The organism is Streptomyces sp. TLI_185, from assembly GCF_003814765.1.
Taxonomy (GTDB): domain Bacteria; phylum Actinomycetota; class Actinomycetes; order Streptomycetales; family Streptomycetaceae; genus Streptomyces.
In genome coordinates this window covers 9,126,745-9,139,478 of record NZ_RKRB01000001.1, presented here as the reverse complement: position 1 = coordinate 9,139,478, position 12,734 = coordinate 9,126,745, and the positions used below count along the sequence as shown (strand labels likewise).

Sequence of the window (12,734 nt, the reverse complement as noted above, 5' to 3'; positions counted from 1 at the left end):
GAGAGGGGCTCAGGTGAAACGGGGAACGCAGTCCGGGCAGACGGAGAGCGTCCGGTCGGGGGCGCTCGACCGCTGGATGAGGCCCACGGAAATAGGGGCGTCCGTCCAGCGGCTGCACCTGCAGCAGAGGTCGGCATTGATCTGTCCGGAGTCACCTGCTCTTGATCGGGATGGGTGTCGTGAGGCGTGGGCGCTCGTGCTGGGGAGGGACAGCTGCCGCTGCGTGCTCACTACCGGCTCCAGGATGTCGGGGGTGGGAAGGGCGGAACGGGGGCAGCGCGGGCCGACGATCAGCCCTTGTTGGCGCCGAGGGCGAGGCCGCTGACGAACTGGCGCTGCAGTACGAAGTACACGATCAGGGTGGGGATCGCGGTGAGCAGGGCGCCGGCGGCGATCGGGTTGGGGTCGGTGAAGTACTGCCCGGAGAGGTTGTTCAGTGCCGAGGTGATCCGCAAGTTCTCCCCTGTCGAGATCAGGACGATGGCCCAGAACAAGTCGTTGTAGATCCAGATGGACAGCAGCGTCGCCAGGGCCGCCATCGCCGGGCGGCACAGCGGCAGAGTGATCTGCCAGTACTGCCGCCACACCGAGGCGCCGTCCACCAGCGCCGCCTCGGTCAGCTCGTGCGGCAGGGAGCGCATGTAGTTGCTGAGCACGAAGGCGCAGAAGCCGGACTGGAAGGCCACATGGATCAGCACCAGGCCGAGCGCGGAGTCGTACAGCTTGCCGCTCATCGTGATGCCGGGCAGGTCGACCAGCAGATACAGCCGGAACAGCGGGGTGATGATGACCTGCTGCGGCAGCAGATTGCCGGCCGTGAAGTCCAGCAGCAGCGCGAGGTTGAGGCGGAAGTCGAAGCGGCTGACGTGGAACGCGACCATCGAGGACAGGAACAGCGTCAGCAGCACCGCCGGCACGGTCTCCTGGCCGTACCCCGGGTCGATCTCCGGGAAGGCGAAGAAGTCCAGGTCGGCCGGGTTGGTGAACTGCTGGGCCACGAAGGTTCCCAGCAGGTACATGCCCGCCTTCTTCGAGGCCAGGGTCTGGGCGGCGCCCTGCCAGGTGCGGCCGACGGCACCGTCCTGGTGGTAGGGGAGGATCTCGGTCCACCGGTCGAAGGTCTTGCGCACCTTGGCGTCGGTCCAGGAGGCCTTGCCGGCCATCAGCTCGACGTGGAAGTCGTAGCCGTTGACACGGAAGTTGATCTGGTCGAAAGTGCCCATCGCGGGCCAGGCGTCCTTGTCGCCGAAGGCGATCGGGACGAGCCCGTCCTTCTTCATCTGCTTGCACAGAGCTACGAAGTCGTCCCAGGTGGTGGGGACTTCGTATCCGTACTGCTTGAAGACGCTCTTCCGGTAGAAGATCGCCCAGGGGTAGGTGTACAGCGGCACGAAGTAGTACTTGCCGTCCTCACCCTGGCTGAGCACCTTCATCGCGACGGGGAAGTTGCCGCCGACGGTCTTCCACACGTCGTCGATCGGGGTGACCAGGCCCTTGGCCGCGAAGAACTGCATGCGGTATCCGGCGAACCAGTGGAACACGTCGTCCGGCGTGCCCTGCAGATACGAGTTGATCTGTTCCTGGAACGTGTTGTGGTCCTTGGTGTTCACGTCGACCGTGATGCCGGACTTCTTCTTGTAGGCCGCGTAGATGTAGGCGAACGCCTTCTTCGGCACCGCGTCCGAGGCGTTGGAGCCGACCGTGACGGTCTTCCGGTCACTGGCCGTGCCGCTGCCGCCGCAGGCGCTCAGCAGCGGGATGCCGGCGCCTAACGCAACTGCCCCACCCGCCCCCCGCAGCAGCGTGCGGCGAGCGGGGCCGGGAGAGGAGAGACCAGAGGAAGAAAGTTGCATGAGGACTCCTGGGGCAGGGCAGCGGTCATCGGAATCCAGACCACATGACACACGATCGACCAGAAGCGAACGAGATCGAACAATGAGCCCATGAGAGCGGTTCGGCCCACCGAACGTCAAGAGGTGCGCATCCCTTTTTGTAACCCCTACGAAAACCGATGACCTGGGGAAATCGCTTTCCCTGGGCGCCAGTTGCAGGATTTCCGCAGGCCGACGCGATGGGTGCGCTTCCATGGCGCGAATGCGCCTGCCCCGCACATCGAGATGGGCGAGAGCGAGCAGGTACGTCACCGACCTGTCCCAGGAGTCCATGCGGGACGGCATGGCGAGGCTGACGGACGGCCGGGGCGTGGACGTCGTACTCGACGGGATCGGCTGCTCGCTGACCGGCGCGGCCCTGGGATCCCTGGCGGGCAACGGGACGCTGGTCAGCGTCGGTTACTCGGAAGGAACGCAGGCCTCCGTTGACGTCACCCACCTGATCTGGAAGACCCTGCACGTCCAGGGGTTCAGGTTCACCCTGTTCAGCCCGGCAGTCATCGGGGCTGGGACGACCACGCCGCTCGAGTGGCTCGAAGCCGGGACCATCAATCCGACGATCGATGAGGTCTTTCCGCTCGAACTGGCCGCCCAGGCCCAGCGGCACCTCATGGAGGACCGGCCGTTCGGCCGCGTCCTGCTCAGCTTCGGAGCCAAGGTCCCCGTGCCCCGTGGGAGCCGGACCCCTCAGGCGCTCGGCGGAGCCGCGCCCTGGGCTCGGGCCTGGCCCTGTGTCTGCCCTTGGGTGTCCGACCACTCTCGCAGTTCGTTGTTGCCCACCTCCTCGACGGTCGCCTGCAGCGCGGCCCGCGCGGCCGCGTCGCGGTCCGCGGGCGGCAGCAGCCGGTAGCGGTCGACGGCCCGCCGCAGCGTCTCGTGGGACTGGCCGGTCACGACCCATCGCGCGGCGGGGCTGAACAGCTGGCGTACGCCCGTGAAGAAGACGGCACCGCCCGCGATCAGGGCGGTCAGCCAGGCCGGGGCGTGCAGCCCTGCCGCCACCACCGTCGAGGAGGTGGCGGCGAGGGCGCCCAGTTCCGTCACGTAGTGCATCCGTCGCGACCGGTCCCGTGTGCGGGCGTAGAACGCCAAGTCCTGCTGCGCGAGCGCCAGTACGGGATCCGGTGCGGCGGACCAGTCCCGGTCGGTGACCGTTCTTCTTCTCATCGGCACATCATGCCTGCGCCGGGCCGCCTCAGGCCCGCCGGAACCGCAAGGTCACCAACTGGAAGGGGCGCAGCCGCACACCGACCCGGTCTCCCTCCCGTCGCTCGATCGCCGGCTCGGGCACCGGGCGTTCCAGCAGATCCGTCTCCGTCACGCCCGCCACCCCGAATCCGGCCGTGAGCGTGGCCCGGGCGCGTCCGCCGTGGGCCTCGTGGAAACGGATCACCACGTGGCCGCTGCCGTCGTCGGCCAGCTTGACCGCGGCGACCACGACCGCCTCGCGATCGACGGTCACCAACGGGGCGACCTGCGCTGCCCCGTTGATCCGCCCCTCCCGCACATTGATCCGCCACCCTTCGCGCACCGCGTCCCCGATCCCCACCCCCGGCACCAGTGCCTGCCGGAAACGGTGGACTCCCTGGTCGGTCTCCGGGTCCGGGAACCGCGGGGCCCGCAGCAGCGACACCCGGACCGTGGTCGTCGTACCGCGGTCGCCGTCGGTGCTGACCGTGCGGGTCACGTCGTGGCCGTACGTCGAGTCGTTGACGACGGCGACACCCCAGCCGGGTTCCTCGAAGTGGACGAAGCGGTGATTGCAGGCCTCGAACTTGGCCGCCTCCCAGGAGGTGTTGGTGTGCGTGGGCCGGTGGAAGTGCCCGAACTGGGTCTCCGACGCATACCGTTCGGCGTGCACGTCCAGCGGGAAGGCGAGCTTGAGGAACTTCTCCGTCTCGTGCCAGTCCACCTCGGTGTCCAGCACCAGTCGCCTCTCCCCGGCGGCAGCGACAGCACCTGCGTGACGCGCGACGCGCCGAAGGGCCGCACGATCCGCACCGACGCGCTGTCCTCGCCGGGACCACCACCGACTACTCGGACACGGCGGGCGCGGCCGTCACCCGGCGGGTCCTCGGGCGGCCCGCTCCCCCGACCGCCCCGATCTATGACAACGACGTGATGGCCGTCGCCGGCGTGGCCACCGCGACCGAACTCGGCTTCTCCGTACCGGCCGACGTCTCGGTGGTGGCCTGGGAGGACTCGGCCCTGTGCCGCATGGTCAAGCCCTGGCTGTCCGCCCTGTCCCGCGACAGCGTGGAGTTCGGGCGCACGGCGGCCAGGGAGCTGACCGCGCTGGTGGACGGCGGACCCGCGCGGACGGTACGGGTGCCGGTGCCCCGGGTGATCGTGCGGGACAGCACGGGGGTGGCGCGCGGGGCCGCCGGGATCGACGGGGAAGGCCCCTGAGCCCGCGCCCGCGGCGGTGCTGCAAGAGGAGCGGTGTCTCTCCCTTGCGGTACCCGCATTCCGGCGTATTCCCGACCCCCTGGTTCTCTGCTTAGCTGCCTCTCGACAGCCGCTGAGCACCGGGGGTTGCCGCTGTCGCTCAACTACGGGGGTACGGCTGTGAAAGCCTCTCAGAGAATGTGATCCCGCCCAGGCGGAAGTCGGCAAGCAGCGCCGTCCGTACCGCCCTTCAGTAGTTGCCACCGCTTCCAGCGTTTTCCGCCGTGCGGCGACGTGTGCCCGCACGGCGTGACGGACGCGCCCCGCCCCGTCCGGGCCCGGTCGCGCTCCGCCCTGCCCTGCCCTGCCCGCCGTGCGGCGGACGGCAGGGGCACCGACACGCCCCGAGCACGAAGGAGGGTTCCTCATGCCTGTCAACGACCCGCTGGACCTCGACCACCTCAGGTCGGTACTCGACCAGGCGGGTAATCCGTGGCACATGACCACGACCAGCATGACGGCGCTCACCGAGGAGCAGCGCGTGGTGCGCCTCGGTGTCCCCGTCGAGTCCGGCGACCGCTCCGCGATCGAGAGCGCGAAGCAGAGCAACATCGCGGCCGCCGTGGCGGCCACCGCCGACTCGGTGGGCGCGCCCGCCGCGTTCGACCTGCGCAACGTCGGCGGCGTCAACTACACGACGCCGGTCAAGAACCAGGGCTCGTGCGGTTCCTGCGTGGCCTTCGGCACCGTGGGCATGATGGAGCACGTCACGCGCTTCAGCTACGGCGCGCCGTATCTGCCGGTGGACCTGTCCGAGGCGCAGGCGTTCTACTACTACGGCCGCCAGGCCGGCCGCACCTGCTCCACCGGCTGGTTCCCGGAGCCCCTCGCCGACCAGGCGCGCGACAACGGCATCACCATCGAGGAGTACTTCCCGTACGCGGCGGGCGACCAGGACGCCTCCAAGCTCAACGCGGACTGGCCCAACCGTCTGGTGAAGATCCGCTCCTGGCAGTCCGTCACCAACAACCCGGCGGCGATGAAGGAGAACATCGCCCGCTACGGCTCCATCACCGCCTGTTTCCTGGTCTACCAGGACTTCTTCAGCTACTCCGGCGGCGTCTACCGGCACAGGACCGGTGACCTCGCGGGCGGCCACTGCGTGACGCTCGTCGGCTACGACGACACGCAGCAGTGCTGGATCGGCAAGAACAGCTGGGGTCCGGGCTGGGGCGACCAGGGCTTCTTCCGCATCGGTTACGGCGAGTGCGGCATCGAGACCTGGCACAACGTGGCGGCGCTCGGCACGCTCATCCACAACTGGCTGCCCGACCAGCGCATCCTCGCGCTGTGGAGCAACGAGGCCGACGCCAATGTCTGGGCGTACGGCGAGCTGCGCGGCTGGCTGAACCTCAACGGCTCCGTCGGCGCGACCGACGCGGCGATGCTCGCCGAACTCGCCGCGTCCAAGGCGAACGGCGCCAAGGTCGGCCTGTACGAGGACAACGGCAGCGTCCAGCAGATCTACGCCTGGTGAGACCGGGCAACCAGGGAGAGGAGAGGACGACATGAGCCCGCAGAACAGCGGCCCCAAGCAGCCCAAGCAGCAGCCGCCCACAACGCAGGCGGTCCGCTCCGCGGCCGAGCAGGACGAGGCCGGCCGGCCCGTACTGCTGCCGCCGGGCGTGGACGTCGGCCTGAACGGCAGCGCGCTCACCGCGCCGGGCAAGCCGGCCAGTGATGTGATGGTCGCGCGGTTCGAGCAGACGGCGTCCGGCGAGGCCCGGCCGACGATCACGCCCGAACTCCGCGGAGACCTGCAGGCGTTCGCGGCGGCGCAGGCCGCCACGGCGATCACGGGCACGTGGACGCAGAACGCGATCGTCGACGCTATGTGGTCCATCAACCAGACCCGCAACGCCTTCCTGCACGTCAAGGGCGGCGCCTGGAAGAAGATCTTCAACGGCAGCGACTGGGCGTTCACCGCGCTGACGACGCTGGCCTCCCAGGCCCGCCAGACGGGCCGGCCGATCTCCTTCCGTGAGGAGGCCGACGGCCTGGTCCACGAGATCTACCTGCTGTAGCCCTGCCCGGCGAGGGGCCGCGTCCGGCCGTGCCGGGCGCGGCCCCTCGCGCGTCACTCGACGGTGACGCGCAGCGCATACCGGTCGGCCACGTCGTCGCCCCAGGGCTGCCTGAGCACGAGCTCCAGCCGCCCCTCCCCGGCCTTGGTCGGCCGCAGCCGCAGCACCCGGGTGCCGCCGGCGCCCGGGGCGAGCTCTCCCGGCGGCGCATAGTCGCTGGCCGCCACCTCCAGGCCGCCCTCGACGACTTCGACGTGCCACCGGTAACCGGTGGTGGCGTTCTCAGCCAGCCGCACCACGAGGTCGTCGCCGAGCCCCACCCGCACCTCGCCGTCCTGCGCCGACACCTGCACCTCACCCACGGGACCGCACCTCCTCGGCTCTGGTCCTCTCGGTGTACTCCGCCTGCCGGTGCCTGGCCAGCCGAAGTGATGGACGCACCCCATCGCCGATCCGGCCTGCCGCCCGGCCGGAACGCCCCGCGGCTGCCGACCGGACCGCACCAACAGACCGACACCGCGGCCCACTTCGACGGGCTGAAGGTCGTTGCGCCCGGGATCGTCTCCACCTCGCGGTGGCGCACCGAGCCCGTCGACGCGGGCCACCGACCCCGCCGAAGCCCTCGCGCTCTACGGTGGCGGCCGCAGGCCTGAGGGAATGCCCGGGGAACGCCCTACCGCGATGTCAGAGTCGGAACAGGGCCCACACGAGCTTTCCGCCGCCGGCCCGCGGGTTCCATCCCCATGCGTCGCTCAGCACCGAGACGACCTGCAGTCCCCGTCCCGACTCCGCGAGTTCATCGGCCTGCACGGCGACGGGGATCAGGTCGCTCTCGTCGGTGACCGCGCACACGGCGCAGGACCAGCGGTCCCAGTACGCGAGCCACAGCGCCGGCTGCAACTCCGCCTCGCCGTCCGCTGCTCGGCCGTAGCGCAGGGCGTTGCTCAGCAGCTCCGACACGGTGACCGCCACGTCCTCGACGCGTTCGTCCGTGGTCCGGTCGACGAGCGTCGTTCGCGTGAAGTCTCGGGCCATGTGGGCGGATTGGGCGATCGGCGGTACGGCGAGCACCGAGCAGTGGGCGGGGCCGGGGCCGTCCGCGGAGCTTGGGACGAGGGGAAAGCTCAGTCCGGGCCCGGGCCGGCCGATGTGGTCCACGGCCTGGCACAGCCACTGCCAAGTCGCCTCGATACGCAGGGGGTTGACCGGTTCTGCGACTTGCTCTGCGGACATCGCGACCCCTGGTACCCCTGCGGAGAGAACAACCGAGCGCTACACCTGTGCGAAGTATCGTGCTACGTCCGGCAGTCCGTACGCAAGTGCATCGGCAATTACCCCTGCAATTGCAGATGATCTTGCGGGCAGCGGGCGCCGAACGCTATCGTCCCGCACACCACCCGTGGATGCAATTGAGGATGCAATTGCAGCGCCGACCACGAGTCCACTCAACGCGACTTCATCTCAAAGAGGTTCAGATGCAGCACGTGAGCAACGGCATGCCTGCCACCGAGCTGGCGGGGGCGGTCTGGCGCAAGAGCCACCACAGCAACCCGGAGGGCAACTGCGTCGAGCTCGCCGCCCTCCCGGACGGCAGCGTCGCCGTCCGCAATTCCCGCCACCCCCAGGGTCCGGCGCTCGTCTACACCAGCGCCGAGATCTCCGCCTTCGTCCGCGGTGTGAAGGACGGCGACTTCGACGGCCTACTCCCCGCCGGCTGAGGTCGGGCACACCCGCGGACAGCCGGAGGGCGCCGGCCACCGGTCGGCACCCTCCGGCCACTTCACGCACCGCAGCCGAACGACGCCTCGGTGCTACCCTCCTTGGTTGAGTCCCGAATACATGCACACGCAGCCGGTGCGGCGGCCGAGGGGATGACCATGACGGCAGTTCAGCGAGAACCCATTCCCTCCGGCGTCGACGTCCTGAGCCAGCGCCGCGGCGGGCCGACCGTGCAGCGCATCATGCTGGGCACCCGCCTGCGCCGCCTGCGCGAATCCCTCGGCATCAGCCGGGACACGGCCGCTGCGGCCATACGCGCCTCGGACGCCAAGCTCTGCCGCATGGAGCTGGGCCGCGTCGGCTTCAAACAGCGCGACATCGCCGACCTGCTCACGCTGTACGGCGTCCAGGACCCCGCCGCACGCCAGGAGTTCCTGGACTCGGTGCGGCGGGCCAACGAACCCGGCTGGTGGCGGGCGTACGGAGACGCCTTCCCGAGCTGGTTCGAGCAGCACCTGGGCCTGGAGGAGGCCGCCTCCCTCATCCGTACCTACGAAGTCCAGTTCATCCCCGGCCTGTTGCAGACGCCGGCGTACGCCGAGGCCGTCATCCGGCTCGGCCACCCCATCACCTCCCCGGACGCGATCTCGCGCCGGGTCGAGCTGCGCATGACCCGGCAGGAACTGCTCTCCCGGCCGGACGCGCCGAAGCTGTGGGTCGTGGTGGACGAGGCGGCGCTGCGCCGCCCACTCGGCGGGGCCGAGGTGATGCGTGCCCAGCTGCAGCACCTGATCGAGGCGGCCGCATGGCCGAACGTGACGCTCCAGGTGCTGCCCTTCCACGTCGGCGGTCACGCCGCGGCCGGCGGGCCGATCACCGTGCTGCGCTTCCCCGTACCGGACCTGCCGGACGTCGTCTACCTCGAGCAGCTCTCCAGCGCCCTGTACCTGGACAAGCCCGAGGAGGTCGACCACTATCTCGCGGTCATGGACCGCCTGAGCCTGGTGGCCTCGCCGGCCGTGGACTCGGTGCCCTTCCTGGAACAGGTCCTCAAGGAGATCTGAGCCCGCCGCGCCGCGAGATCGGCTCACCCGGCGGCTATCGTGCCGCCAATGACAGCACCGACCACCACACTGAGCGATGCGGACTTCGCCGTACCCATCGAGGACCGCTATTTCGAGGACTACGTGCCGGGCGCGGTCTACGTCTACGGCAGTATCACCATGACCGAGGAGGACATCCTCCGCTTCGCCCGGGAGTTCGATCCGCAGGGCATCCACATCGACCCGCAGGCCGCACTGCAGGGCCCGTACCAGGGGCTGATCGCCAGCGGCTGGCACACCTGCGCCGTCATGATGCGGCTGTACGCCGACCACTACATCAGCAAGGTGGCCAGCCTGGCCTCCCCGGGCGTCGACGAACTGCGCTGGGTACGGCCGGTGCGGCCCGGCGACAGCCTCTCCCTGCGCACGACCGTGCGGGAGAGCCGCCCATCCCGCTCCAAGACGGACCGCGGACTGGTCCACACCGGAATCGAAGTCCTCAACCAGCACGGCGAGCCGGTCCTGACCATGACCGCCGTGAACTTCCTGCTGCGCCGGACGGCCGCGGGATAGGTCTGGGCCATGCCGCTTCTGCCGGGTACTCGTAACCGGCAGAGAAGGGGGGCGGCAGATGCACGCTCTCGTCGACTGGCTCGCCGACCTGTCCGCGCCCGTGGTCTACGTCGTGGTCACGGCCCTGGTGTTCGCCGAGGACGCACTGTTCTTCGGGTTCGTCCTGCCGGGCGAGACCGCGGCGATCGTCGGCGGGGTGCTGGCCCGGCAGGGCAACGTCGACCTGGCCTGGATGACCCTTGCAGTCGTCCTCGCGGCGATCGCCGGGGACAGCGTCGGCTACAAGGTCGGCCGGCGCCTCGGACCGCCGCTGCTCTCCAGCCGCCCTCTGCGCCGACGGGCCGAGGGGGTGGACAAAGCGCGCGACCTGATCCGCCGTCGCGGCCCGGCGGCGGTCTTCGTCGGCCGGTTCGTCGCCTTCCTCCGGTCCTTCGTGCCGGCGATGGCGGGTGCGTCGGACATGCCGTACCGCCGCTTCCTGCTCTACAACGCCCCGGGCGGCCTGGTCTGGGGTGTCGGCAACGTCCTCCTCGGCTATGCCGCGGGCGCCGCCTACGAACGCGTCGAGAGTGTGGTCGGCCGGAGCGTCGCCCTGGCCTTTGCCGCAATCGTCGTCGTGGCCGTTGTCGTCTGGCGAATCCGCCGGCACCGCCGCACCCCCTCCTGAAACGGTTCGGCGAATAACTGCCGAGTTGCCGGGCGCCGAGTTGCGTGAAAGCATAAAAAAAGGAATCCGTATGCCCGGATCGGAGGTTTCCGATGCGCCTCGGACCATTCACCGGCATTGTCGCCGTCATTCTGATTGTGGTCGCTTTCGCCGTAGGCGGGTCGACACCGGACGTCGGAGATCCCGGTCCGCAGATCAAGCTCTTCTACCACCAGCACGACACACGACAGGCAGTCGCTCTGTATCTGCTGGCCCTGGCCGCGGCGGTCCTGGTGTTCTTCGCCGGGAACCTGCGCCACCACCTCGCCGAGGCCGACCGGCACGGCTGGCTGCCCCAAGTCGCCTTCGCCGGCGGCATTCTGTCGGCGGCGGGCTTCTGGACCGCGTCGAGCATCACCCTCGCCATGGTCGACGCCAGTGACAAACGGCGGGTCGGCGGCCAGGCATTTCAGTCGATGAATGCCATCAGCACCGATTTCTTCATTCCCTTTGTCGCCGGAATCGCCATCATGATGCTCGCGGCCGGTCTCGACACGGCCCGCAGTGGAACGCCATTGCCGCGCTGGCTCGGCTGGGCCGGAATCGTTCTGGGCGTGGCCACCTTCATTCCGTGGGTGGGATTCTTCGCCTTCCTCGCGTCCGGTCTGTGGATCATCGCCGCGAGCGTGTTCCTCGCCCGCCCGCCGAAGGTCAAAGCGCCTGCAGAGCCTCCCGTCGCGGCGCCTGCGGAATGACGACACGCCCGCCGGGCAGCGGGGCGGTCACCAGTGCGCCGACACCCTGATGACCGCCCCTGCTCAAGTGCCCCCCTCAGACCCGTGACCGGTACAGCTCGAACCGCGCGATCCTTACGACGTCCCGCGCCCCCGTCACCCGCAGCCGCCACCGCCGGGCCCGTACCGGCGCCGGCAGGAGCAGGATGCGGCTCGCGCCGATCGTTCCGGCCCGGGTCACCTCCGCCCAGGCCCCGTCGCGGTACGCCTCCACCACGAAGCTCTCCACCTGCTGGCCGTGGCGGATGTCCTCCGCCAGCCGGATGCGGTCCACTTCCTGATCGGTGCCGAGATCGACGGCCCGCATCCGGGACGAGCCGGTGACGCGTGCCCCGCGTGCCAGGTCCTCGGGCAGTTCGCGCTCGATCCGCTCACGGAACTCGCGCAGCCGGACGACGTCGGTGTCGTGCAGCCGGCCGTCCGTGTCCGGGGGGACATTGAGCAGCAGGACGGAGTTGCGGCCCACCGAGCCGAAGTAGATCCCGGTCAGGTCGTCGACGGACTTGGGCTGCTGGTCGGCGTGGTAGAACCAGCCGTCGCGGATGGACACGTCGCACTCCGCGGGCCACCACTGGAGGTAGTCCGTCGTCGGCTGAGCGGCGACGAGCGCGGCGCGGCTGCCCTCGTCGGGGGTGTCGTAGGACAGGGCCCAGTCGGTGCGGCCGTACTGGTTCTCCTTGACCGGGATGACGCTCCACTCGTCCTCGCGCGCCAGCCCGCTCTCGTTGCCGACCCAGCGCAGATCGGGGCCGGTGACGGCGATCGCCGCGTCCGGGGCGAGCGCGCGGACCAGGGTGTACCAGCTGTCCCAGTCGTAGTCCTCCAGCTTGCCGGGCGGGATGCGGCCCTGGGCGCCGTCGAACCACACCTCGTCGACGGGTCCGTACTCGGTGAGCACCTCATAGAGCGTGTTGAGCATGTGGGCGCCGTAGTCGGTGGCGGGCAGGGTGAAGAAGCGGTCCGGGCTGCGGTCGTCGCCCGGTAGCGGGGTGGGGATGGTGCGCTCGGTGCGGGCGCTGCCGTTGGCGTACGCGCCGTGCAGGTACTGGTTCTCGTCGGCGGGCGAGAGGTAGACGCCGGCCTTGAGGCCGTGGCTGCGCATGGAGTCGGCGAAGGAGCGCAGGACGTCGCCGTGGCCGCCCTGCCAACTGCTCGATGCCACGGTGTGGTTGGTGTAGCGGGAGGGGTAGAGCACAAACCCGTCGTGGTGTTTGACGGTCAGGATGGCGAGCTTGAAGCCGCCGTCGCGCAGGGCACGGGCCCACTGGTCGGTGTCGAGGCCGACGGGCTGGAAGACGTTCGGGTCCTCGTCGCCGGTGCCCCACTCCAGGCCGGTGAAGGTGTTCACGCCGAAGTGCAGGAACGCGGTCTGCTCCAGGGCCTGCCAGGCGATCTGCCGTGCGGTGGGCCGGACTTGGGAGGCCTTGCGGACCAGCTCGTCCGGGGTGTCGTCGGGGCTGACGGGGATGCGATAGCGGAGGTCGGCCGGGACGGGCGGCCCGGCCGCGGCGGCCGCGGGATGCCCGGAGGTGGCGAGCACGGCGGCCGAGGTGATGGCGGAGGAGAGGAAGAGGCGTCTGGAGAGAGCCATGGCG

Annotated in this window: 13 protein-coding genes and 2 pseudogenes; 9 read left to right on the top strand and 6 right to left on the bottom strand. The window is 69.8% G+C overall.

What is annotated here, in order from left to right; all coding sequences use genetic code 11:
* Positions 1-290 precede the first annotated feature (290 nt).
* Positions 291-1,853 carry an extracellular solute-binding protein gene (locus tag EDD92_RS51695; RefSeq protein WP_123969114.1) on the bottom strand — a complete coding sequence of 521 codons (1,563 nt, stop codon included), beginning with the start codon at positions 1,851-1,853 and terminating at the stop codon, positions 291-293.
* A gap of 232 nt (positions 1,854-2,085) precedes the next feature.
* On the opposite strand from EDD92_RS51695, the pseudogene EDD92_RS52560 reads away from it, so the two are divergent.
* Positions 2,086-2,523: pseudogene (locus EDD92_RS52560) on the top strand (zinc-binding dehydrogenase); the annotation flags it as partial.
* 56 nt (positions 2,524-2,579) lie between these two features.
* Here EDD92_RS52560 and EDD92_RS50575 read toward each other — a convergent pair.
* The gene (locus tag EDD92_RS50575) at positions 2,580-3,059 is read right to left on the bottom strand and encodes a DUF4231 domain-containing protein (RefSeq protein ID WP_123969112.1); all 480 of its coding nucleotides are present in this window, start codon (positions 3,057-3,059) and stop codon (positions 2,580-2,582) included.
* 28 nt (positions 3,060-3,087) lie between these two features.
* Positions 3,088-3,914: pseudogene (locus tag EDD92_RS41870) on the bottom strand (glycoside hydrolase family 38 C-terminal domain-containing protein); the annotation flags it as partial.
* Between EDD92_RS41870 and EDD92_RS41865 the strand changes: the two are divergent.
* The 3 genes from EDD92_RS41865 (at position 3,852) to EDD92_RS41855 (ending at position 6,364) form a co-directional block, all read left to right on the top strand.
* Positions 3,852-4,301: a substrate-binding domain-containing protein gene (locus tag EDD92_RS41865; protein ID WP_260327374.1), complete on the top strand. Its 450-nt coding sequence runs from the start codon at positions 3,852-3,854 to the stop codon at positions 4,299-4,301. The pseudogene EDD92_RS41870 and the gene EDD92_RS41865 overlap by 63 nt on opposite strands.
* Before the next feature lie 406 nt (positions 4,302-4,707).
* On the top strand, positions 4,708-5,817 hold the full coding sequence (locus EDD92_RS41860) for a C1 family peptidase (protein ID WP_123969111.1): 1,110 nt from the start codon (positions 4,708-4,710) through the stop codon (positions 5,815-5,817).
* Positions 5,818-5,848: 31 nt separating this feature from the next.
* Positions 5,849-6,364 (top strand): hypothetical protein, encoded by a 516-nt coding sequence (locus EDD92_RS41855; protein WP_123969110.1) that lies wholly within the window; start codon positions 5,849-5,851, stop codon positions 6,362-6,364.
* Positions 6,365-6,417: 53 nt separating this feature from the next.
* Here EDD92_RS41855 and EDD92_RS41850 read toward each other — a convergent pair whose 3' ends face one another.
* Both EDD92_RS41850 and EDD92_RS41845 read right to left on the bottom strand, forming a co-directional pair.
* The gene (locus EDD92_RS41850; RefSeq protein ID WP_185124304.1) at positions 6,418-6,726 is read right to left on the bottom strand and encodes a protease inhibitor I42 family protein; all 309 of its coding nucleotides are present in this window, start codon (positions 6,724-6,726) and stop codon (positions 6,418-6,420) included.
* A 322-nt stretch (positions 6,727-7,048) separates the two neighbouring features.
* Positions 7,049-7,597 carry an ATP-binding protein gene (locus EDD92_RS41845; protein WP_123969108.1) on the bottom strand — a complete coding sequence of 183 codons (549 nt, stop codon included), beginning with the start codon at positions 7,595-7,597 and terminating at the stop codon, positions 7,049-7,051.
* 242 nt (positions 7,598-7,839) lie between these two features.
* Here EDD92_RS41845 and EDD92_RS41840 point away from each other — a divergent pair, with 242 nt between their 5' ends.
* The 5 genes from EDD92_RS41840 (at position 7,840) to EDD92_RS41820 (ending at position 11,100) form a co-directional block, all read left to right on the top strand.
* The gene (locus EDD92_RS41840; RefSeq protein ID WP_123969107.1) at positions 7,840-8,082 is read left to right on the top strand and encodes a DUF397 domain-containing protein; all 243 of its coding nucleotides are present in this window, start codon (positions 7,840-7,842) and stop codon (positions 8,080-8,082) included.
* A gap of 159 nt (positions 8,083-8,241) precedes the next feature.
* Complete coding sequence (locus EDD92_RS41835) at positions 8,242-9,147, top strand: helix-turn-helix transcriptional regulator (RefSeq protein ID WP_123969106.1); 906 nt, start codon at positions 8,242-8,244, stop codon at positions 9,145-9,147.
* Positions 9,148-9,195: 48 nt separating this feature from the next.
* On the top strand, positions 9,196-9,699 hold the full coding sequence (locus tag EDD92_RS41830) for a MaoC family dehydratase (RefSeq protein WP_123969105.1): 504 nt from the start codon (positions 9,196-9,198) through the stop codon (positions 9,697-9,699).
* A 58-nt stretch (positions 9,700-9,757) separates the two neighbouring features.
* On the top strand, positions 9,758-10,366 hold the full coding sequence (locus EDD92_RS41825) for a DedA family protein (RefSeq protein ID WP_123969104.1): 609 nt from the start codon (positions 9,758-9,760) through the stop codon (positions 10,364-10,366).
* Between the two features lie 92 nt (positions 10,367-10,458).
* A complete protein-coding gene (locus tag EDD92_RS41820) occupies positions 10,459-11,100 on the top strand; it encodes a hypothetical protein (RefSeq protein ID WP_123969103.1) in 642 nt (213 codons plus the stop codon).
* A gap of 76 nt (positions 11,101-11,176) precedes the next feature.
* On the opposite strand, the gene EDD92_RS41815 is transcribed toward EDD92_RS41820, so the two are convergent.
* Complete coding sequence (locus EDD92_RS41815) at positions 11,177-12,730, bottom strand: alpha-L-fucosidase (RefSeq protein WP_123969102.1); 1,554 nt, start codon at positions 12,728-12,730, stop codon at positions 11,177-11,179.
* Between the last annotated feature and the right edge of the window lie 4 nt (positions 12,731-12,734).

Bases quoted from the DNA above. Each gene is read 5' to 3' on its own strand.
- EDD92_RS41855 (WP_123969110.1), top strand. From the start codon at position 5,849: ATGAGCCCGCAGAACAGCGGCCCCAAGCAGCCCAAGCAGCAGCCGCCC.
- EDD92_RS51695 (WP_123969114.1), bottom strand. From the start codon at position 1,853: ATGCAACTTTCTTCCTCTGGTCTCTCCTCTCCCGGCCCCGCTCGCCGC.
- EDD92_RS41860 (WP_123969111.1), top strand. From the start codon at position 4,708: ATGCCTGTCAACGACCCGCTGGACCTCGACCACCTCAGGTCGGTACTC.
- EDD92_RS50575 (WP_123969112.1), bottom strand. From the start codon at position 3,059: ATGAGAAGAAGAACGGTCACCGACCGGGACTGGTCCGCCGCACCGGAT.
- EDD92_RS41820 (WP_123969103.1), top strand. From the start codon at position 10,459: ATGCGCCTCGGACCATTCACCGGCATTGTCGCCGTCATTCTGATTGTG.
- EDD92_RS41815 (WP_123969102.1), bottom strand. From the start codon at position 12,730: ATGGCTCTCTCCAGACGCCTCTTCCTCTCCTCCGCCATCACCTCGGCC.
- EDD92_RS41835 (WP_123969106.1), top strand. From the start codon at position 8,242: ATGACGGCAGTTCAGCGAGAACCCATTCCCTCCGGCGTCGACGTCCTG.
- EDD92_RS41845 (WP_123969108.1), bottom strand. From the start codon at position 7,597: ATGTCCGCAGAGCAAGTCGCAGAACCGGTCAACCCCCTGCGTATCGAG.
- EDD92_RS41840 (WP_123969107.1), top strand. From the start codon at position 7,840: ATGCAGCACGTGAGCAACGGCATGCCTGCCACCGAGCTGGCGGGGGCG.
- EDD92_RS41830 (WP_123969105.1), top strand. From the start codon at position 9,196: ATGACAGCACCGACCACCACACTGAGCGATGCGGACTTCGCCGTACCC.
- EDD92_RS41825 (WP_123969104.1), top strand. From the start codon at position 9,758: ATGCACGCTCTCGTCGACTGGCTCGCCGACCTGTCCGCGCCCGTGGTC.